The organism is Serratia sp. NGAS9, from assembly GCF_009905295.1.
Taxonomy (GTDB): Bacteria; Pseudomonadota; Gammaproteobacteria; order Enterobacterales; family Enterobacteriaceae; genus Serratia; species Serratia bockelmannii.
On the sequence record NZ_CP047605.1, the window covers coordinates 1,012,774 to 1,033,805 of the forward strand.

Genomic DNA, 21,032 nt, shown 5'->3' on the forward strand with positions numbered 1-21,032 from the left:
CTTTTTTTATCGGCAAGCCGCTCAGTCGCGGAAGTCGTACATCCCCGGGATCAGCACCAGCTGCGCGGCGATCTCCGCCGCCTTGGCTTTACCAAGCAGCAGGTCTATCAGCTTCAGCGCGAACTCCATCGCGGTGCCCGGCCCCTGGCTGGTGAGCAGGTTGACGCGGGCATCGTACACCACGCGGCGCTCCATCCATTTATCCGCCGGTATCTGGTCTTTCAGGCCCGGGAAGCCGGTCATGTTGCCGATCGGGAACAGATCGTGGTGTTGCAGCACCAGCGCCGGCGCCGCGCAGATGGCGGCGACGATGTTGCCCTGCAGATGCATTTGCCGCACCTTCTCCACCAGCAGCGGGCTGTCGCGGAAGCATTCCGCGCCTTTCAGGCCGCCGGGCAGCACGATGGCGTCGAACGGCTCATCGACGATCGCCACCAGCGGCGCGTCGGCCAGCAGCTTGACGCCGCGCGAACAGACGATAGTCAGCTCGCCGTCGCCGGCAACGCTGGCGGTAGTGACTTTTACGCCCGCCCGCACCAGCAGGTCGATGGTGGTGACGGCTTCGGTTTCTTCGCTACCAGGTGCCAGGCAGACCAGCGCCGATACGCTCATATTCATTTTCCTTTCGTTTAATCAATTCAAACAGCCGCGCATTCTCCGGCAGCGTGAGGCCGTGGCTGCGCGCGCGGCGCAGCAGGTAACCGGTGATGTAGTCGATCTCGGTGTGCCGCTGGCTGCGGATGTCCTGCAGCATCGACGAAATGTTGTCGGCGGTGCTGTGGATCACGTCCATCACGTATTGCATCAGGCCTTCACAGGAGGTGTGGTAGCCCTCCATCGCCATCACGCTGGCGACTTCACGGCACAGCGTTTCGATCTGTTCCGGGTAACGCTGCAGGTCGCCGTTGCGGCAGCCGTACAGCGCCGTCAGCGGGTTGATCACGCAGTTGACCGCCAGCTTGCGCCAGTTGGCCGAGGCGATATTGTTGTGCCAGGCGACGTCAGGCAGTGCCTGATGCAGCACTTCCGCCAGGTGGCTGAGGTGTTGGGCGGCCGGCGAGGTTGGGCCGATGTGGGTGATGCCGGTGGCGACGTGGATAATGGTGCTGCCTTCGTGGCGCGCAGCGTGGGTGGTGGTGCCCTGCAGGATGGGCTGGCCGTTCGGCGGCAGCTCTTCCTGGGTGCCCATGCCGTTGTGCAGCAGCAAAATAGCGCACTGGGGGTTCAGCTTCGGCAGCAGCGTGCTGACCGCGCTGGACACCTGCCAGGCTTTTAGCGTCACCAGCAGCAGCTCGCTTTGCGCAAGATGCTCCGGATCGTTGGTGGGCAAATTGCGATTGAACGAGACGCCTTCCGGCTCTATCACGTTCACTGCGCAAAAAGGCTGTGGCACTCTTAGCCATCCCTGTACATCGTGGCCCTGCTGATACAGCCGGGAGAGCCACAGTTGTCCGAGCGCGCCGCAACCAAGAATGGTTATTTTCATTCAGTCTCCTTGGAAACACGGGAATACCGCTCAATTACCGTGAATTAACTATAGGCTTTATGGCAGCCCGAAGCGCTATCCCTGCGTGCGTTCAGCAGATTTTGTCTGAGGCGGCAAAGCGGTTATCATGCTCGGCATCAAAATCGCCTAAGCTATTAGGCACTCATTCAGGAGGAAGAAGTATGCCATCTTTCGACATCGTTTCCGAAATTGATATGCAGGAAGTGCGTAACGCCGTTGAGAACGCTACCCGCGATCTCGGTACCCGCTGGGATTTTCGCAACGTGCCGGCCAGCTTTGAGCTAAACGAGAAAGACCAAAGCATCAAGGTTGCCACCGAGTCTGATTTCCAGGTGCAACAGCTGCTCGACATTCTGCGCGAAAAGCTGAGCAAGCGCAGCATCGACGGCGCTGCGCTGGAGATCCCGGAAGAGTTTACCCACAGCGGCAAAACCTACAGCGTGGAAGCCAAGCTGAAGCAGGGGATTGAAACCTCTGTGGCGAAGAAAATCGTCAAGCTGATCAAAGACAGCAAGCTGAAGGTGCAGGCGCAGATCCAGGGTGAAGAAGTACGGGTGACCGGCAAGTCACGCGACGATTTGCAGAGCGTGATGGCGCTGGTGCGCGGCGGCGATCTGGGGCAGCCGTTCCAGTTCAAGAACTTCCGCGATTAATCTCTACGGGGCCGGCATTGCCGGCCCTGATTCTTTACAGCGAATTGACCAGCGCTTCCAGCTGACCGCGATTGGTCTGCTTAGTATCCACCTTGACGTAGGCGCTGCGCTCTTCCGGCACGACGATCGCCTCGGCCACACCGGGCTGCGCCTTCAGGCGGCTTTCCAGCGCCGAATCCTTCACCGCCAGTTCCGACAGCGTAATGCGCAGGCTGCTGACATACGGCGGCTCTTTCATGGTGCTGCTGACCAGGAACCAGACTGCGGCCAGCACGGCGCCGGCGATAAACACCAAGCCCGCCCCCTGCAAACCGTACAGCCAGCCTCCGAGGCTGCCGCCGATCGCCACGCCGATAAACTGGCTGGTGGAGTAGACCCCCATCGCGGTGCCCTTGTAGCCGGCCGGTGATTCTTTGCTGATCAGTGAAGGCAGAATGGCTTCCATCACGTTGAAGGCCATGAAGAACAGCTGCACGCCGGCGATGATGCCCCATAGATGAGCGCCGGAGAGCCACAGCAGCACTTCGGCGCAAAACAGCACCGCCACGCAGCCCATAAACACCTGCTTCATGCGGCGATATTTTTCGGCATAGATGATGAACGGCACCACGGCGGCGAACGACACCAGCATGGTCACCAGGTAGACGATCCAGTGTTCGCTGGCCGCCAGCCCGGCTTTCTCCATCGCTAGCGGCAGCGCCACGAAGCTCGACATCAGCAGGATATGCAGGCACATGATGCCGAAGTTGAGCTTCAGCAGGCGCGAGTTGCTCAGCACTTTGCGGAAGCTGCCGCGCACGATGCTGGACTCGCGGTTCAGCAGATGGGTATCGGCGGAAGGTACTACTGCCAGAGTGATGACGATGCCGGCCAGCGCCAGCACGGCGATCATCCAGAACAACGCATGCAGGCCCAAGGCATGGGTGATGATGGGGCCCAGAACCATGGCGATGGCGAAGGTGATACCGAAGCTGACGCCGATGAACGCCATCGCTTTGGTGCGGTTCTGCTCGCGGGTCAGATCGGAGAGCAGCGCCATTACCGCGGCGGCGATGGCGCCGGAGCCTTGCAACGCGCGGCCGAGGATCACGCCCCAGATAGAGTCAGTGACGGCGGCGATCACGCTGCCGAGGGCAAAGATCAGTAGGCCGCCGACGATCAGCGGCTTGCGGCCTATGCGATCGGACACCAGGCCGAACGGGATCTGAAATACCGCCTGTGCCAGGCCGTAAATGCCGATGGCGATGCCGATCAGCGCTTCGCTGGCGCCGTTGAGCGCCATGCCGTAGGTGGTCAGCACCGGCAGTACCATAAACATGCCGAGCATGCGCAGGGAGAATACGGTGCCCAATCCCCAGGTGGCGCGGCGCTCCTGCGGGGTCATTGAATTATCGTTCACATCAAACCTCGGTAAAAACCATGCCATCAGACGTTGCGACAGCGCCTGATGGCATGATTTCTGTAAAGCTGCGTCATTTTAGTGTGCAGGGCAGGGGGGGTAAATCGAATGTTGTTTAACAGATATTACAGTTTGGCCGCTTTTCGGCGTGACAAATAAAATGGGCCGCAAAAGCGGCCCATTCACAGATGATTTGGCTTACCAAACGTAGGTCACCAGCGCTTCAGGCGCCGCCGTGGCGCTGAAGTCGATCGACATCATCACGCTCAGCGAGGTGATGGCGACGATGGAGAACACGAACAGTTTACGCGCCCAGACGCTGTCGTTTTCGGTCTTGTAACCGCGCAGCGCCATGCCCAGCCACCATACGCTCACCGCCGCAGCGACGATCAGGTACTTGTAGCCGGCATAACCAACCAGGGTCAGCATCAGCGTGGCGATCATAAATGCCAGGATGTAGACCGTGATGTGGTTCTTGGCGACGGAAATGCCTTTCACCACCGGCAGCACCGGAATGTTGGCCGCCTGGTAATCTTTAAAGCGGAAGATAGCGATCGCATAAGAATGCGGCATCTGCCACAGGCTAAAGATAGCCAGCAGGATCAACGCGCCGGCGTCGAACTCGTTGGTCACCGCGCAGTAGCCGATAACCGGCGGCGCGGCGCCCGACAGGCTGCCGATCAGCGTGCCGTAGACCGAGTGGCGTTTCATGTACAGGCTGTAAACGCCGACATAAACCACGAAGCCCATCACCGCCAGCCACATGGCCAGCGGGTTGGCTGCGATATACAGCAACGCAAAGCCCACAATACCCAAAGCGGTCGCATAAACCAGGGTGACACTCGGCGCGATCAGGCCTTTTACCAGCACCCGATTCTTCGTTCTCTCCATTTTCTTGTCGATGTCGCGGTCGATGTAGTTGTTAAACACACAGCCCGACGCGACCACCAACGAGACACCCACCAGGGTGGCGAGAAACAGGGGATAGTCGATGCTCCCTTTGGAAGCGAGCAGGAATCCCCCGACGACAGAAATTAAATTGCCGAAAATAATTCCTGGTTTAGTGACTTGCAGGTATTGCTTAATCATCACGTGCAGCTCAGCTCTTAATCGACCATCATATTGATGTTGAGGTTGTACATAATCCAGAGTGAACCTACAACAACGATACCGATGATCATAGCGGTGAACAGCAATGCCACCAGGTTCCAGCGCTCTTCCGATGAGGTGTTCATGTGCAGGAAGTAAACCAGGTGAACAATCACCTGGATAACCGCCATACCGACAACAACCGCCAGGATGGTGGAATGAGAGGCGGAGCCGTTCATTACCATCGCAAATGGAATTACCGTCAGGATGATCGACAGGATAAAGCCGATCAGGTATGACTTCACGCTGCCGTGGCTTGCGCCGCCGTGAGAGGTTTCATGGGATGAATGGCTCATTACATAACCCCCAGCAGGTAGACAACGGTAAATACGCAGATCCAGACCACGTCCAGGAAGTGCCAGAACAGGCTCAGGCACATCAGGCGGGTTTTGTTGGTCGCGGTCAGGCCGAACTTGCTCACCTGAATCATCAGCACGATGATCCAAATCAGGCCAGAAGTCACGTGCAGACCGTGGGTGCCGACCAGCGCGAAGAAGCTGGACAGGAACGCGCTGCGATCCGGACCGAAGCCTTCGGCGATCAGGTGATGGAATTCATAGATTTCCATCGCCACGAAGCCCAGACCAAACAGGAAGGTCAGGAACAACCAGGTGTTTACACCGCCAACTTTACCTTTGTTCATGGCGATCATCGCCATGCCGTAGGTGATGGAGCTGAACAACAGCAGGAAAGTTTCGACCAGGACAAACTTCAGGTCGAAGATGTCTTTGCCTGAGGGACCGCCAGCGGTCCCGTTCACCAGGACTGCATAAGTCGCGAACAAGCTCGCAAACAAAATACAGTCGCTCATCAGGTAGATCCAGAATCCGAAGACTTTGGTCTCTCCTGCGTCGTGGTGCCCATGCTCTGCATGGGCTGCGTTATGATTGGTCAGAGTTTCAGTTGACATGGTTCACGCCTGCTTTACGGATTTGTTCGTAGTGTTGGTTCTCAATGCGTTCGATTTCATCAACCTGCACATAGTAGTCAACATCGTGATCGAAGCTCTTGCCGATCCAGACAACGATCATACCGATGAAGCCGGCCAGAGCCATCCACCAGATTTCCCAAATCATTGCGAAACCGAATACCAGGCTGAAGAAGGCGATGATAACGCCGGCGCCGGTGTTCTTAGGCATATGAATCGGTTCGTATTTAGCCGGTTTCTTATACGCTTCGCCTTTTTCTTTCATGTCCCAGAACTCATCACGGTCATGGATCTGTGGCACTACGGCAAAGTTATAGAACGGCGGTGGAGACGAGGTTGACCACTCCAGAGTACGAGCACCCCATGGGTCACCGGTCAGATCGCGGTTCTGTTCGCGGTCACGGATACTGACGAAGATCTGGGTCAGCTGGCACAGGATGCCGCAGGCGATCAGCGCCGCACCGCCGGCTGCAACCAGCAGCAGAGGGTGGAACTCAGGGTTGATGTTCTGGCTGATACGACGGGTCATGCCCATAAAGCCCAATGCGTACAGCGGCATGAAGGCGGTGAAGAAGCCGATGATCCAGAACCAGAACGCGCGGATGCCCCATTTTTCGTTCAGCGTGAAGCCGAAGGATTTCGGGAACCAGTAGGTCAGGCCCGCGAAGCAACCGAACACCACGCCGCCGATGATGACGTTGTGGAAGTGAGCGATCAGGAACAGGCTGTTGTGCAGCACGAAGTTCGCGCCCGGTACCGCCAGCAGAACGCCGGTCATACCACCCACGGAGAAGGTGATGATGAAGCCAACGGTCCACAGCATCGCGGAGTTGAGCTTGATACGGCCCTGATACATGGTGAACAGCCAGTTGAAGATTTTCACCCCGGTCGGGATGGAAATGATCATGGTGGCGATACCGAAGAAGGCGTTAACGTTCGCGCCGGACCCCATGGTGAAGAAGTGGTGCAGCCAGACGATGAACGACAGAACGGTAATCGCGATGGTTGCCCATACCAGTGAGGTATAGCCGAACAGGCGTTTTCTGGAGAAGGTTGCGGTGACTTCGGAGAACACGCCGAACACCGGCAGAACCAGGATATACACCTCTGGGTGACCCCAGGCCCAAATCAGGTTGATGTACATCATCATGTTGCCGCCCATATCATTGGTGAAGAAATGGGTGCCCAGATAGCGATCCAGGGTCAGCAGCGCGATGGTGACGGTCAGAATTGGGAAAGAAACGATGATCAGGACGTTAGTACACAGTGCCGCCCAGGTGAACACCGGCATCTTCATCAGAGGCATGCCAGGGGCGCGCATCTTCAGAATGGTGGCGAAGAAGTTCACGCCGGTCAGCAGGGTACCCAGACCGGAAATCTGCAGACTCCAGATCCAGTAATCGACCCCGACGCCAGGACTGTACTCTTTACCCGACAGCGGCGGATACGCCAGCCAACCGGTCTGAGCGAACTCACCGACCCCCAGGGAGATGTTGATCAGCACAACGCCCACCACGAAGAACCAGAAGCTCAGGGAGTTCAGGAACGGGAAGGCAACGTCGCGCGCACCGATTTGCAGCGGTACCACGACGTTCATCAGGCCGACTACGAAAGGCATCGCCATGAAGAAGATCATGATAACGCCGTGCGCGGTGAAGATCTGGTCGTAGTGGTGCGGCGGCAGGAACCCGGCTTCGCCGGCGGACGCCAACGCCTGCTGGCTACGCATCATGATGGCGTCGGCGAAGCCGCGCAGCAGCATGACCATCGCCACGACGATGTACATGATACCAATTTTTTTATGGTCGACCGAAGTCAGCCATTCGCTCCACAGCCACTTCCATTTGCCGAAATAGGTCAGCAGCGCCAGCACTGCCAGGCCCCCGACAATAATTGCGGCTACGGTGACCATGATGATCGGTTCGTGGTACGGAACCGCATCAAGTGTTAATTTTCCCAACATCAGTTATTCCTCGGCTCCGGCGTGAGCAGCATGTTCACCCATGTCCATACCTTGGCTCATGTCCATGCCTTCGTGCGCGCCAGCGCCCTTGTGCATATCCATGTCGCCCATGAATTTGGCAATTGTTTCTTTGAACAAATTCGGTTTGACAGCGGCAAAGTACTCAACCGGGTTGTTTTCACTCGGCTCTGCCAGTTTGTTAAAGTCGTCGGTGGTGTTCAGGTTTTTAGACGATGCCTTCACCTTGGCCACCCACTGATCGAAGTCGCCTTCGGTCGGGGTAACGATCGCGGTGAATTTCATACCGGAGAAGCCTGCGCCGCTGTAGCTGCTGGAGATGCCCTTGTAGGCACCGGCTTCGTTGCCGATCAGGTGCAGTTTGGTCTGCATGCCGGCCATCGCATAAATCTGTCCACCCAACTGCGGGATAAAGAACGAGTTCATTACCGAGTTAGAGGTGATCTTGAATTCGACTGGAACATCTTTCGGGAAAGCCAGCTCATTAACCGTCGCAATGCCTTGTTCCGGGTAGATGAACAGCCATTTCCAGTCGAGCGACACCACTTCGATCGTCATCGGCTTCTTGTCGGTGACAATCGGCTTGAACGGGTCGAGTTCGTGGGTAGTCTTCCAGGTAATGGTGCCAAGGATGGCGATGATAATGATAGGAATGGTCCAGACGACCGCTTCGATCTTGTTGGAGTGGGCCCAGTTCGGACTGTACTTGGCGTCTTTGTTGGAAGCGCGATACTTCCAGGCAAAGGCGAACGCCATGAAGATAACTGGCACCACCACGATCAACATCAACGCGATTGCAGTGATAATCAGTGTCCGTTGCTCAACACCAATTGCTCCTTTGGGATTCATCAAAACCATATCGCAACCACTGAGCAATACAGTGGCTGCGATTAATGACAGCATCCCAATACTTTTATTGTATTTCTTAAGTCTCATCTAACGACCTCAATAACAAAGGCTCAATTGTCGTTTCATGTGTGCGGGCATTTTACGGGAAGGTTGCAGTACTGTAAACATGCTTAAGGGAGTGTCAGCGGCTTGTTGACACTTTCTGTTAAGGGGGTCACAGATGTAACCCTACGTGACAATTTACTAATGACAACAACGCGTTGGCACGCTGAATCGTGACGAGCAGCCCGTATGTTAAGGAAAACTAAAGGTATGATGAATTTGGCGAAGAAATGCGCGGCGGGGAAATACGCAGAAAAGGTTTATTTAATGTAAAATAATTGTGTCTTAAAGGTGAATTTAATTTTATTTCCGAGCGCCGCAGTCGGATAAAAAAATAATTTCCGCGCCGATTATCTTTTTTTAGCGAAATAAATATATCCTCGGATCGCTTTTTTTTCGGCCGGCGAAATCGCCGGCCGGTCAGGTTATGCCAAACGGGTGCGGCGCAACGCCAAGTAATCCAGCGTGCTGCCCATTGCGACGCCGAGCAGGCTCAGCGCGGCGCCGACCTGCAGCAGCCGATCGGCCAACAGCGGTGCCTGTGCCCAGTCCAGCGCATTGGCGATCAGCAACAGCAACCACAGACCCAGCAACGAACAGCCTAGCGTCAGCAAGCGCAGAGCCCAACGGTAAGATTCTGAAAACTCGGTGCGCGGCATAAAGTCGCCATGCTGCTGGGTGTGTTCCAGCGTCTGGCGGCAGATGCCGAGCAACAGCAAGCCCGGCAGGGCGGCGGCGATCGAGAACAGATAGAACAGCGGCCAACCATGGGCTTCGACGAACCAGCCGGCGATCGGGCCGACATAGACGCGTCCTACGGCGGACAACGCCGACAGCAGCGCGAACTGAGTGGCGGAGAACGAGCGGTTGCACAGCGTCATCAGCAGTGCCACGAAGGCCGCGGTGCCCATGCCGCCACACAGGTTTTCGAGGAAGATGGCGCTGCCCATGGTGAGCAGACTCTTGTCGGTCACCGCCAGGATCCAATACCCGAGGTTGGAGACTGCCTGCAGGACGCCGAACAGCATCAGCGCACGGAACAGGCTGAGACGCTGCATCAGCACACCGCCGAACAGGGCGCCGACGATGGTAGCGAACAGGCCGAGGGTTTTGTTCACCAGTCCGACTTCACCGGCGTCGAACCCCACGCCGCGGATCAGGAACGTGGTGCTCAGGCTGCCGGCGAAGGCGTCGCCCATTTTGTACATCACGATCAGCAGCAGGATCAGCCAGGCGTTGTTGCGGCCGAAGAAATCGCGCAGCGGCGCGACGACCGCCTGTTCCATAGTGCGCGGCGCCGGGATGCTTTCGTCCGGCTCCGGCGCCAGCAGCGTGGCCGCCACGCCGATCAGCATCAACCCGGCCATCAGCCAGTAGGTGGCTTGCCAGCCGAAATAGCGATCCGCCAGCCACAGCGCCAGGCCGCCGGAAACCAGCATCGCCAGCCGGTATCCCAGCACCGATATCGCCGCACCCGTGCCGCGCTCTTCGGCTTTCAGCAGGTCGGTTTTATAAGCGTCGAACACGATATCTTGCGAGGCGGAGCAGAACGCCACCAGCACCGCCAACGCCGCCAACCACCACAGGTGCTGCGCGGGTTGCATGAAGCCCATCGCCACGATCGCGACCACCAACAGTAACTGGCTGATCAGCAGCCAACCGCGGCGCCGTCCAAGGAACGGCGGGGTATAGCGGTCCATGAACGGCGACCAGAGGAATTTGAAGACATAGGCCTGGCCCACCAGCGAGAAGATGCCGATGGTTTTCAGATCGATATTTTCGACGGTCATCCAGGCTTGCAGCGTGCCGGAGGTCAATGCCAGCGGCAGACCCGACGCGAAGCCCAGCAGCAGCAGAATGGCGGAGTTACGCTGGGTGAAGATGTTCAGATAGTGTTTCGACATGAGTTCCCTGTCTGCGCCGCCCGATCCGCCGGGCGGCGCAAGGTGCGGTGATTAGCGCGCGTTTTGCTTGATGAAATCGTTGACGCTGGTGTCCTGTGCCATGTCGGCGATCACGTCGCCCAGCACGGAGTTGACGGCGTCGGTGATCTTCTCGTTGGTCGCCGTGAAGGCGCCCTGCACGTTATAGGTCGAGCGGTAATTCTTCACCTGCTTGTTGCCGTTCTTCGCCTGGGCGATGATCGAGATGTCGGCTTTGGTGGTGATGTTGTAGCGCAGGTTGCCTTCGGAGACGTCCGCGTACAGGTTATTGACGACGATCTGCAGCGCCACCGGGCCGTCGGCGCCGATCATGTAGCCGCGTGCGCCCATCTGTTTCTCCAGCACTTCCTGCAGCAGGAAACGCAGATCGCGCGATGGCGTCAGCGTGACCAGCTGGCCGTCGCGGTTTACCTTGGCCAGCGCCTGGTCGGTACGCTGATCCGCACCGTTGATGCTGACGGTGATGCCCTGCAGGGTAGGATCCTGCTGCGGCAGAACGATTTTCGGCGTGACGTTCAGGGTGTTGCTGCTGGTTGCGCAGCCGGCCAGCAGCAGGGCGGCCAGCAAAGGAAGACAAAGTTTCTTTAACATGTTTTCTGTCTCATTCTCGATGGATTTAGCAATAATCAGAGTGGGATAGCCGACAACAAATTGCCGACATCATAGCATCGCCGCCGTGCGGTGGAAGCGCGGAAGGCGCCAGAGTGACAAATTTTTACCTGCCGTTGATAAAAACACGCTTTTTTGTCCCGCTCAATCGGATAATCCCCCAAGCGACGGGGATAGCGCTCATCATTTGACCGCAGAAAAGAGAAATTTGTCCCTGCGATGGTCTAAACGGGGGAAAACCGGCTAATATTGAACTAGATGGGCACGGTCCTCTGCCGGTGTTGTAAGGAGATCCTATGATTCGCGAGCAAATAGAAGCAAAGTTAAGGGCGGCGTTTGAGCCCGCGTATCTGGAAGTCGTTGATGAAAGCTATCGTCATAACGTTCCGGCGGGTTCAGAAAGCCATTTCAAAGTGGTATTGGTCAGCGATCGCTTCGTCGGCGAACGTTTTTTGACGCGCCACCGTTCCATCTACGGCGTGCTGTCGGAGGAGCTGGCGGACGGCGTACACGCGCTGGCGCTGCACACCTATACGCTCAAGGAGTGGGAAGGGTTGCAGGATACCGTGCCGGCCTCGCCGCCGTGCCGCGGCGCTGGGACGCTGGCCTGAGGGGGAAATTTTCAGGTATCAGTGGAACTTTGCCCTTGAATTAGGGTATTACTACTGACGAATTTTGAAACGGCCTGCGGGCCGTTTCTGTTTTTGACGACGACACGGCCGACGCGCAATGTGGCCAACGTTCGGTCTGTTTTGGCGGCCTTTTGGCGATCGAATCGGCAAAAGTGTGAGTTTTAGCGCGCCTGCGCCGCCTAGCTTTCCTCGACTCGCCACGCATGCGCCGCTATAATGTCGCGTCTTATTTTTCCGGAATGGTTTCGGGACGCTTCTGTCATCAGGGAACTCGGTTCTTATCTGTAGCCGTCCTGGTTCTTGGAACGGAGTTGACCGAGCACTGTGATTTTTTTGAGGTAACAAGATGCAAGTTTCAGTAGAAACCACTCAAGGCCTTGGGCGCCGTCTCTCTATTACTGTACCGGCTGATACTATCAAGCAGGCGGTGAAGAAAGAGCTGATCAACGCAGCGAAAAGCGTGCGTATCGACGGCTTCCGCAAAGGCAAAGTGCCGATGAACATCGTGGAACAGCGTTACGGCGCTTCTGTTCGTCAGGACGTGCTGGGCGAAGCGATGCAGCGCAGCTTCGTTGATGCGATCATCAAAGAAAAGATTAATCCGGCCGGCGCACCAAACTACGTGCCGGGCGAGTACAAAGAAGGTGAAGACTTCACTTTCGCCGTTGAATTCGAAGTGTATCCAGAAGTTGAGCTGAAAGGCCTGGAAAACATCGAAGTTGAAAAACCTGTGGTCGAAGTGAACGACGAAGACGTCGACGCGATGCTGGACACCCTGCGCAAGCAGCAGGCGACCTGGAAAGAAACCGATCGCGCAGCGGAAGCTGAAGATCGCGTGACCGTTGACTTCACCGGTTCTATCGACGGTGAAGAGTTCGAAGGCGGCAAAGCGTCTGACTTCGTGCTGGCAATGGGCCAGGGCCGCATGATCCCAGGCTTCGAAGAAGGTCTGGTCGGTCACAAAGCGGGCGAAGAGTTCTCCATCGACGTGAACTTCCCGGAAGATTACCACGCGGAAAACCTGAAGGGCAAAGCGGCCAAATTCGCTATCGTGCTGAAGAAAGTTGAAGAGCGCGAACTGCCGGAACTGACCGAAGAGTTCATCAAACGTTTCGGCGTGGCGGACGGTTCCGTTGCCGGTCTGCGCACCGAAGTTCGCAAGAACATGGAGCGCGAGCTGAAAGGCGCCGTGCGTAACCGCATCAAGTCTCAGGCGATCGATGGCCTGGTGAGCGCGAACGAAATCGACGTGCCTGCTGCCCTGATCGACGGCGAAATCGACGTACTGCGTCGTCAGGCTGCACAGCGTTTCGGCGGCAACGAGAAGCAAGCGCTGGAACTGCCACGCGAGCTGTTCGAAGAGCAAGCGAAACGCCGCGTAGTGGTTGGCCTGCTGCTGGGCGAAGTGATCAGCACCAACGATCTGAAAGCTGACGAAGACCGCGTGAAGACGCTGATCGAAGAAATGGCTTCTGCCTACGAAGATCCAAGCGAAGTCATCGAGTTCTACAGCAAAAACAAAGAGCTGATGAACAACATGCGTAACGTGGCTCTGGAAGAGCAAGCGGTTGAAGCCCTGCTGGCAAAAGCGAAAGTGACAGAAAAAGCCACTACCTTCAGCGAGCTGATGAACCAGACTCAACAGGCGTAATGCCGGCGTGCCGGGCGCAATGAACGGCGCCCCCGGTTTCGCCTGGCGAACCGGCGCACGATGAAAAAGCCCGCAACCTCAGGTTGCGGGCTTTTCTTTTTGCCACGTTGCTGATTAATCTCAGGTTAAACGGGGCAATATGCACTATATTTACCCTGTTGCCTGGGGAACTGGCTGGCATGATAACGGTCAGATTAACGGCATCGTTTTCGGCGCGCGGAGAAAATCGGCCTCTGGGCTTGAAATCGCGCCGGGCTCCCCCAATCTGTAAAGAATAATTCTGGGGCTGTTTGCCAAAGTGCGCGGGATGAAATAACCGTCGGGTACGTGTGGCGCGGGTCGAATGCTTGAGCATAGTCATCATGGCCGTTCTCAAGTAGAATCGGCGTATTAGGGTGACACCCTGGCCGCCAAGGCAATTTCTATTAGGAGACGGTAATGTCATACAGTGGCGAACGAGATCAATTTGCACCGAACATGGCGCTGGTGCCGATGGTGGTAGAGCAGACTTCACGCGGGGAGCGTTCTTACGACATCTATTCCCGCCTGCTGAAAGAGCGCATCATTTTCCTGACCGGCCAGGTGGAAGATCACATGGCCAACCTGATCGTGGCGCAAATGCTGTTCCTCGAAGCGGAAAGCCCGGAAAAAGACATTTACCTCTACATCAACTCGCCGGGTGGGGTAATTACCGCGGGCATGTCGATTTACGACACCATGAAGTTCATCAAGCCGGACGTCAGCACCATCTGTATGGGCCAGGCGTGCTCGATGGGCTCCTTCCTGCTGACCGCCGGCGCCAAAGGCAAGCGTTTCTGCCTGCCGAACTCGCGCGTGATGATTCACCAGCCGCTGGGCGGCTACCAGGGCCAGGCGACGGACATCGAAATCCACGCGCGTGAAATCCTCAAGGTGAAAGCGCGCATGAACGAACTGATGGCCGAGCATACTGGCCAGCCGCTGGAGCAGATCGAACGCGACACCGAGCGCGATCGCTTTATGACCGCGGAAGAAGCCGTGGAATACGGCCTGGTTGACGGCATTCTGACACACCGCAGCTAGAACCACGCGGCGCCGATGGACTATAGTAATCAGAGTGGGCAGGGGCTCGCTCTGTTGTAGCCCCTCGGCGTTCCCGATATGAGTTTGGGCGCACTGCCGCCGTGATTTTCCTGCGGGACAAGACTAAAGAAGAGGTTTGACTGATGACAGATAAGCGCAAAGACGGTTCAGGAAAGCTGCTGTACTGCTCTTTTTGCGGCAAAAGCCAGCATGAAGTGCGTAAGCTGATTGCCGGGCCGTCAGTGTATATCTGCGATGAATGTGTCGATCTGTGTAACGACATTATTCGCGAAGAGATTAAAGAAGTTGCCCCGCATCGTGAGCGCAGTGCGCTGCCGACGCCGCACGAAATTCGCCACCACCTGGATGACTACGTCATCGGCCAGGAGCAGGCGAAGAAAGTGCTGGCGGTTGCGGTGTACAACCACTACAAACGCCTGCGCAACGGCGATACCAGCAACGGTATCGAGTTGGGCAAGAGCAACATCTTGCTGATCGGCCCGACCGGCAGCGGTAAAACCCTGCTGGCGGAAACGCTGGCGCGTTTCCTGGACGTGCCGTTCACCATGGCCGACGCCACCACGCTGACCGAAGCCGGTTACGTGGGCGAGGACGTGGAAAATATTATCCAGAAGCTGTTGCAAAAATGTGACTATGACGTGCAAAAAGCGCAGCGCGGCATCGTTTATATCGATGAAATCGATAAGATTTCCCGCAAGTCCGACAACCCGTCGATCACGCGTGACGTCTCGGGTGAAGGCGTGCAGCAGGCGCTGCTGAAGCTGATTGAAGGCACCATCGCCGCGGTTCCGCCGCAGGGCGGGCGCAAGCATCCGCAGCAGGAGTTCCTGCAGGTCGATACCTCCAAGATCCTGTTTATCTGCGGCGGCGCATTTGCCGGCCTGGATAAGGTGATCGGTCAGCGCGTCAACACCGGCTCCGGCATCGGCTTCGGCGCGACCGTCAAGGGCGAGTCCGAGAAGGCGACCGAAGGCGAACTGCTGCTGCAGGCCGAACCGGAAGACCTGATCAAATTCGGGCTGATCCCTGAGTTCATCGGCCGTTTGCCAGTCGTGGCGACCCTGAGCGAACTGAGCGAAGACGCGCTGATTCAGATCCTGAAAGAGCCGAAGAACGCCCTGACCAAGCAGTACCAGGCGCTGTTCAACCTGGAAGGCGTGGAGCTGGAGTTCCGTGACGAAGCGCTGAACGCCATTGCCAAGAAAGCCATGGCGCGCAAAACCGGCGCCCGCGGCCTGCGTTCCATCGTGGAAGGCGCGCTGCTCGACACCATGTACGATCTGCCGTCGATGGATAGCGTAGACAAAGTGGTGATCGACGAGTCGGTGATCGCCGGCCAATCCAAGCCGCTGCTGATTTACGGCAAGCCGGAAGCCCAGGCATCTGGCGAATAATTAGCCAGTCAAACCAGAGCGTTATCAGCAAAATGGGGGATTTCATCCCCCATTTCTTTTTCCTGCATTCTTGCCGTTGAATGTAAGAGATTCATCCCCATATACTCATTAACCAGATTTTATGAAACGTTAGATGCTTGCGTCTCATGAGATTCCCCCTCAACCTGGCGGAAATTAAACTAAGAGAGAGCTCTATGAACCCTGAGCGTTCCGAACGCATTGAAATCCCCGTCCTGCCATTGCGCGACGTGGTGGTTTATCCGCACATGGTGATCCCGTTATTTGTTGGCCGGGAAAAATCGATTCGGTGCCTCGAAGCCGCAATGGATCACGATAAGAAGATCATGCTGGTGGCACAGAAAGAGGCCTCAACGGATGAACCTGGCATTAACGACTTGTTCTCGGTTGGCACCGTAGCGTCGATCCTGCAGATGCTGAAGCTGCCGGACGGCACGGTAAAAGTGCTGGTCGAGGGGCTGCAGCGCGCGCGCATCACTACGCTGTCCGACAGCGGTGAGCATTTCGCCGCGCAGGCGGAATACCTGGAGTCGCCATCGATCGACGAGCGCGAGCAGGAAGTGCTGGTGCGCACCGCGATCAATCAGTTTGAAGGCTATATCAAGCTGAACAAAAAAATCCCGCCAGAGGTGCTGACCTCACTGAACAGCATCGACGACGCCGCGCGCCTGGCGGACACCATCGCTGCCCACATGCCGCTGAAACTCAGCGACAAGCAGTCGGTGCTCGAGATGTCCGACATCACCGAGCGTCTGGAATACCTGATGGCGATGATGGAATCGGAGATCGACCTGCTGCAGGTTGAGAAACGTATCCGCAACCGCGTCAAGAAGCAGATGGAGAAGAGCCAGCGCGAGTACTATCTGAATGAGCAGATGAAGGCGATTCAGAAAGAACTGGGCGAAATGGACGACGCGCCGGACGAGCACGAAGCGCTGAAGCGCAAGATCGATGCGGCGAAAATGCCGAAAGAGGCGCGCGAGAAAACCGAAGCGGAACTGCAAAAGCTGAAGATGATGTCGCCGATGTCGGCGGAAGCGACCGTGGTGCGCGGCTACATCGACTGGATGCTGCAGGTGCCGTGGAATGCGCGCAGCAAGGTGAAAAAAGACCTGAACAAGGCGCAGGAAGTGCTCGATACCGATCACTACGGCCTTGAGCGCGTCAAGGATCGCATCCTCGAGTACCTCGCGGTTCAGAGCCGCGTCAGCAAAATCAAGGGGCCGATCCTGTGTCTGGTGGGGCCACCGGGCGTGGGTAAAACCTCACTGGGGCAGTCGATCGCCAAAGCGACCGGTCGCCAGTACGTGCGCATGGCGCTGGGCGGCGTGCGTGACGAAGCGGAAATCCGCGGTCACCGTCGTACCTACATCGGTTCGATGCCAGGTAAACTGATCCAGAAGATGGCTAAGGTTGGGGTGAAGAACCCGCTGTTCCTGCTGGATGAGATCGACAAGATGTCTTCCGACATGCGCGGCGATCCGGCTTCCGCTCTGCTGGAGGTGCTGGATCCGGAACAGAACGTGGCGTTCAACGACCACTACCTGGAAGTCGATTACGATCTGTCCGACGTGATGTTCGTTGCCACCTCTAACTCGATGAACATTCCTGCGCCGCTGCTGGACCGTATGGAAGTGATCCGCCTGTCGGGTTACACCGAGGACGAGAAGCTCAACATCGCCAAGCAGCACCTGCTGCCGAAGCAGCTTGAGCGCAACGCGCTGAAAAAAGGCGAGCTGACGGTCGACGACAGCGCCATCATCGGCATCATTCGCTTCTACACCCGCGAAGCCGGGGTGCGTAGCCTGGAGCGTGAAATCTCCAAGCTGTGCCGTAAAGCGGTGAAAACGTTGCTGATGGACAAGAAGCTCAAGCATATCGAGATCAACGGCGACAACCTGAAGGATTACCTGGGCGTGCAGCGCGTCGATTACGGCCGTGCGGATACCGAAAACCGCGTGGGCGAAGTCACCGGGCTGGCGTGGACGGAAGTGGGCGGCGATCTGCTGACCATCGAAACCGCCTGCGTGCCGGGCAAAGGCAAGCTGACCTACACCGGTTCCCTGGGTGAGGTGATGCAGGAATCGATTCAGGCGGCGCTGACCGTGGTGCGTGCGCGCGCGGAGAAATTGGGCATCAACGCCGATTTCTACGAGAAACGCGACATCCACGTGCACGTGCCGGAAGGGGCGACGCCGAAAGACGGCCCGAGCGCCGGTATCGCGATGTGCACCGCGCTGGTCTCCTGCCTGACCGGTAACCCGGTACGCGCCGATGTGGCGATGACCGGCGAGATCACGCTGCGCGGCCAGGTGTTGCCGATCGGCGGCCTGAAAGAGAAGCTGTTGGCGGCGCATCGCGGTGGCATCAAAACCGTGCTGATCCCTTACGAGAACAAGCGCGATCTGGAAGAGATCCCGGACAATGTTATCGCCGATCTGGAGATTCATCCGGTGCAGCGAATCGATGAAGTTTTGAACATTGCGTTGCAAAACCCGGCCTTCGGCGCACTGCCGGTAGCGGCAAAATAGTGACGAATCGCAAAAACCATTGATAAAACTTATACTGGCAAGCCATTTCGGACTTGCCAGTATTTTTTTGTACCGCTAAGTTAGATCTCTGTCGGCCCGCGTTTTGCCACCCAGTCGGTGGCTTGCCAAGGTTCGATGGGATTGATATAACAGCTGCGCTGTCGCAACCGTAGGGATTTTTCGGTGCGACGATAGAATTCTAGAGGGGATGATAGAGTGAATAAGTCACAACTGATCGACAAGATTGCCGCAGGTGCTGATATTTCCAAAGCGGCAGCGGGACGTGCTTTAGACGCAGTAATCGCTTCCGTTACCGACTCTCTGAAAGCAGGGGATGACGTGGCTCTGGTAGGTTTCGGTTCCTTCACCGTGCGTGAACGTTCGGCTCGTACCGGCCGCAACCCGCAGACCGGTAAAGAGATCAAAATCGCGGCAGCCAAAGTACCGGCCTTCCGTGCAGGGAAAGCGCTGAAAGACGCTGTAAACTGATTTAGCGTCTAACCGTTTAGCGTAACAGGGTTTTGTAATAAACAATCACCTGACGCAGCGGTGCTGGTAAGGTAAGATACAAGGCGCATCGGACTGATGCGCTTTTTTTATTTTTGTCGCAGGGAACGCGCCTGCACAAGGGTTGTTAATCCACATCACAGCGGAGTGTTGTCACACTATGATGGACAATTTACGCGCGGCTGCCAATCACGTCGTGCTCAAAATCATCCTGGCCCTGATCATCCTGTCATTCGTTCTGACCGGGGTGGGTAACTACCTGATCGGCGGCTCCGGCGATTATGCTGCGAAAGTAAATGGTCAGACGATCGAACGCGCTCAGCTGGAACAGGCTTTCCAAAGCGAGCGTAGCCGCATGCAGCAGCAACTGGGTGACCAGTTCTCCGCGCTGGCCGGCAACGAAGGCTACATGCAGCAGATGCGCCGTCAGGTGTTGTCCCAGTTGATCGACAACATGCTGCTCGACCAGTACGCCAAGAAACTGGGCCTGACGGTCAGCGACGATCAGATCAAGGACGCCATCCGCAAGGCGCCTTACTTCCAGACCAACGGCCAGTTTGATAACGCCAAATACCTCGACCTGATCGGCCGCATGGGCTACACCGCCGACAATTTCGCGCAGTCGATGCGTCAGCAATTGGTCAATCAGCAGGTGATCCAGGCCTTCGGCGATTCCGGCTTTGTGCTGCCGTCCGAATCGCAAGCCATGGCGGCGTTGGTGCTGCAGGAGCGCGACGTGCGCCTGGCGACCATCGATTTGAAAGCGCTGCAGGCGAAACAGAGCGCCGGCGACGACGAACTGAAGGCGTATTACGATCAGAATAAAAACAGCTTCATCGCTCCGGAGCAGGTGAAGGTGAGCTATATCCCGCTGGACGCCGCGTCCATGCAGGACAAGGTGAAAGTGAGCGAAGAGGACATCAGCGCTTACTATGACCAGCACAAGAGCAGCTATGGCCAGCCGGAGCGTAAAAACTACAGCGTGATCCAGCTGAAAACCGAGGCGGAAGCCAACGCGGCGCTGGACGAGCTGAAGAAGGGTGCCGATTTCGCCACCCTGGCGAAAGAGAAATCCACCGACATCATCTCACGCCGTACCGGCGGTGAGCTGGGTTGGCTGGAGCCGGAAACCACCGCCGACGAGCTGAAACAGGCTAACCTGACCGAGAAAGGGCAGCTGTCCGGCGTGGTGAAATCCTCTGTCGGTTTCCTGATCGTGCGTTTGAACGACATCGAACCTGAGAAACTGAAACCGCTGAGCGAAGTGCATGACGCTATCGCCAAGCAGGTGCAGCAGGAGAAAGCGGTAGACGCGTATTACGCGCTGCAGCAGAAGGTGAGCGAAGCGGCGACCAGCGACAACGAATCACTGGCCTCGGCTGAAGAAGCGGCCGGCGTGAAAGCGGCGCAAAGCGACTGGTTCACCCGCGACAACATTCCCGCCGCGCTGAACTTCAAGCCGGTCGTGCAGGCGATCTTCGACGGCTCGCTGATCGGCGAGAACGGCGCGCCGGGCAGCAACTCTGACGTTATCACCGTAGACGGCGACCGCGCCTTCGTGGTGCGCGTGAGTGGCCACAAGCCGGAAGGCATCGAGCCGTTCGACCAGGTCAAAGACCGCGTGGCAGATCTGGTGAAGCGCAACAAGGCGCTGCAGGCAGCGAAGCTGCAGGGCGAGAAGCTGCTGGTTGAGCTGAAGCAGGGCAAGGGCGACGAGGCGATGAAAGCCGCCGGCCTGAGCTTTGGCGCCGTGCAGAAGATGGCGCGCGCGCCGGAAGACAGCCAGCTGGTGGAGAGCGTGTTCGCGCTGCCGCACCCGCAGGACGGCAAACCGGTGTACGGCATGTCGCAGGATCGCCAGGACAACGTGGTGCTGATCGCACTCGATGCGGTGAAGCCAGGCACGCTGCCGGAAGACGAAATGAAAACCTTCGTCGGCAAGATGGAAGAGGGCGCGACCGGCGTTTCCTTCGATTCGCTGCTGGCGAGCCTGCGTAAAGAAGCCAAAATCAAAATGGGCGCCGCTGAGCAACAGCCGCAGTAATCGCCGCATTTTTCTGCAACGCAGTGCAACAAACAAAGGCCGCTTTCGCGGC

The 21,032-nt window shown here is 57.2% G+C and carries 18 protein-coding genes; 8 read left to right on the forward strand and 10 right to left on the reverse strand.

The genetic code is table 11. From position 1 onward, the window contains the following. Positions 1-21: 21 nt before the first annotated feature. Both yajL and panE read right to left on the reverse strand, forming a co-directional pair. Positions 22-612 carry a protein deglycase YajL gene (gene yajL / locus GUC32_RS04765; RefSeq protein ID WP_043135643.1) on the reverse strand — a complete coding sequence of 197 codons (591 nt, stop codon included), beginning with the start codon at positions 610-612 and terminating at the stop codon, positions 22-24. Beyond that, entirely contained in the window at positions 575-1,486 is a 912-nt protein-coding gene (panE, locus tag GUC32_RS04770) for a 2-dehydropantoate 2-reductase (protein WP_025301758.1), read from the reverse strand. Before panE ends, yajL begins: the two co-directional genes overlap by 38 nt. Positions 1,487-1,668: 182 nt before the next feature. Here panE and GUC32_RS04775 point away from each other — a divergent pair, with 182 nt between their 5' ends. After that, positions 1,669-2,160: a YajQ family cyclic di-GMP-binding protein gene (locus GUC32_RS04775; protein WP_025301759.1), complete on the forward strand. Its 492-nt coding sequence runs from the start codon at positions 1,669-1,671 to the stop codon at positions 2,158-2,160. Between the two features lie 34 nt (positions 2,161-2,194). Here GUC32_RS04775 and GUC32_RS04780 read toward each other — a convergent pair whose 3' ends face one another. The 8 genes from GUC32_RS04780 to GUC32_RS04815 form a co-directional block, all read right to left on the reverse strand. Next, positions 2,195-3,559: an MFS transporter gene (locus GUC32_RS04780; protein ID WP_025301760.1), complete on the reverse strand. Its 1,365-nt coding sequence runs from the start codon at positions 3,557-3,559 to the stop codon at positions 2,195-2,197. 198 nt (positions 3,560-3,757) lie between these two features. Continuing rightward, the gene (gene cyoE, locus GUC32_RS04785) at positions 3,758-4,648 is read right to left on the reverse strand and encodes a heme o synthase (protein WP_025301761.1); all 891 of its coding nucleotides are present in this window, start codon (positions 4,646-4,648) and stop codon (positions 3,758-3,760) included. A 17-nt stretch (positions 4,649-4,665) separates the two neighbouring features. After that, positions 4,666-5,004, reverse strand: a complete 339-nt coding sequence (locus GUC32_RS04790; protein ID WP_016928864.1) for a cytochrome o ubiquinol oxidase subunit IV — start codon at positions 5,002-5,004, stop codon at positions 4,666-4,668. Beyond that, positions 5,004-5,618, reverse strand: coding sequence for a cytochrome o ubiquinol oxidase subunit III (locus GUC32_RS04795; RefSeq protein ID WP_004940367.1), 615 nt, complete (start codon positions 5,616-5,618; stop codon positions 5,004-5,006). Before GUC32_RS04795 ends, GUC32_RS04790 begins: the two co-directional genes overlap by 1 nt. Continuing rightward, positions 5,608-7,599: a cytochrome o ubiquinol oxidase subunit I gene (cyoB, locus tag GUC32_RS04800; protein ID WP_025301762.1), complete on the reverse strand. Its 1,992-nt coding sequence runs from the start codon at positions 7,597-7,599 to the stop codon at positions 5,608-5,610. The genes GUC32_RS04795 and cyoB overlap by 11 nt, the downstream gene beginning before the upstream one ends. Before the next feature lie 3 nt (positions 7,600-7,602). After that, on the reverse strand, positions 7,603-8,553 hold the full coding sequence (gene cyoA / locus GUC32_RS04805) for a cytochrome o ubiquinol oxidase subunit II (RefSeq protein ID WP_025301763.1): 951 nt from the start codon (positions 8,551-8,553) through the stop codon (positions 7,603-7,605). A 440-nt stretch (positions 8,554-8,993) separates the two neighbouring features. After that, complete coding sequence (ampG, locus tag GUC32_RS04810; RefSeq protein WP_025301764.1) at positions 8,994-10,472, reverse strand: muropeptide MFS transporter AmpG; 1,479 nt, start codon at positions 10,470-10,472, stop codon at positions 8,994-8,996. A gap of 51 nt (positions 10,473-10,523) precedes the next feature. Next, positions 10,524-11,102 carry a lipoprotein gene (locus GUC32_RS04815; RefSeq protein ID WP_033634001.1) on the reverse strand — a complete coding sequence of 193 codons (579 nt, stop codon included), beginning with the start codon at positions 11,100-11,102 and terminating at the stop codon, positions 10,524-10,526. Between the two features lie 314 nt (positions 11,103-11,416). On the opposite strand from GUC32_RS04815, the gene bolA reads away from it, so the two are divergent. The 7 genes from bolA (at position 11,417) to ppiD (ending at position 20,980) form a co-directional block, all read left to right on the forward strand. Next, positions 11,417-11,731, forward strand: coding sequence for a transcriptional regulator BolA (gene bolA / locus GUC32_RS04820; protein ID WP_004940361.1), 315 nt, complete (start codon positions 11,417-11,419; stop codon positions 11,729-11,731). A 367-nt stretch (positions 11,732-12,098) separates the two neighbouring features. Then, positions 12,099-13,403: a trigger factor gene (gene tig, locus GUC32_RS04825; RefSeq protein ID WP_004940358.1), complete on the forward strand. Its 1,305-nt coding sequence runs from the start codon at positions 12,099-12,101 to the stop codon at positions 13,401-13,403. A 438-nt stretch (positions 13,404-13,841) separates the two neighbouring features. Beyond that, positions 13,842-14,465 carry an ATP-dependent Clp endopeptidase proteolytic subunit ClpP gene (clpP, locus tag GUC32_RS04830; RefSeq protein ID WP_004940356.1) on the forward strand — a complete coding sequence of 208 codons (624 nt, stop codon included), beginning with the start codon at positions 13,842-13,844 and terminating at the stop codon, positions 14,463-14,465. 143 nt (positions 14,466-14,608) lie between these two features. Beyond that, complete coding sequence (gene clpX, locus GUC32_RS04835) at positions 14,609-15,880, forward strand: ATP-dependent protease ATP-binding subunit ClpX (protein ID WP_004940354.1); 1,272 nt, start codon at positions 14,609-14,611, stop codon at positions 15,878-15,880. A gap of 194 nt (positions 15,881-16,074) precedes the next feature. Beyond that, entirely contained in the window at positions 16,075-18,429 is a 2,355-nt protein-coding gene (lon, locus tag GUC32_RS04840; RefSeq protein WP_025301766.1) for an endopeptidase La, read from the forward strand. 216 nt (positions 18,430-18,645) lie between these two features. Beyond that, positions 18,646-18,918 carry a nucleoid-associated protein HU-beta gene (hupB, locus tag GUC32_RS04845; protein ID WP_004940351.1) on the forward strand — a complete coding sequence of 91 codons (273 nt, stop codon included), beginning with the start codon at positions 18,646-18,648 and terminating at the stop codon, positions 18,916-18,918. Positions 18,919-19,096: 178 nt separating this feature from the next. Next, on the forward strand, positions 19,097-20,980 hold the full coding sequence (gene ppiD, locus GUC32_RS04850; RefSeq protein ID WP_049209308.1) for a peptidylprolyl isomerase: 1,884 nt from the start codon (positions 19,097-19,099) through the stop codon (positions 20,978-20,980). The last annotated feature ends 52 nt before the right edge of the window (positions 20,981-21,032 follow it).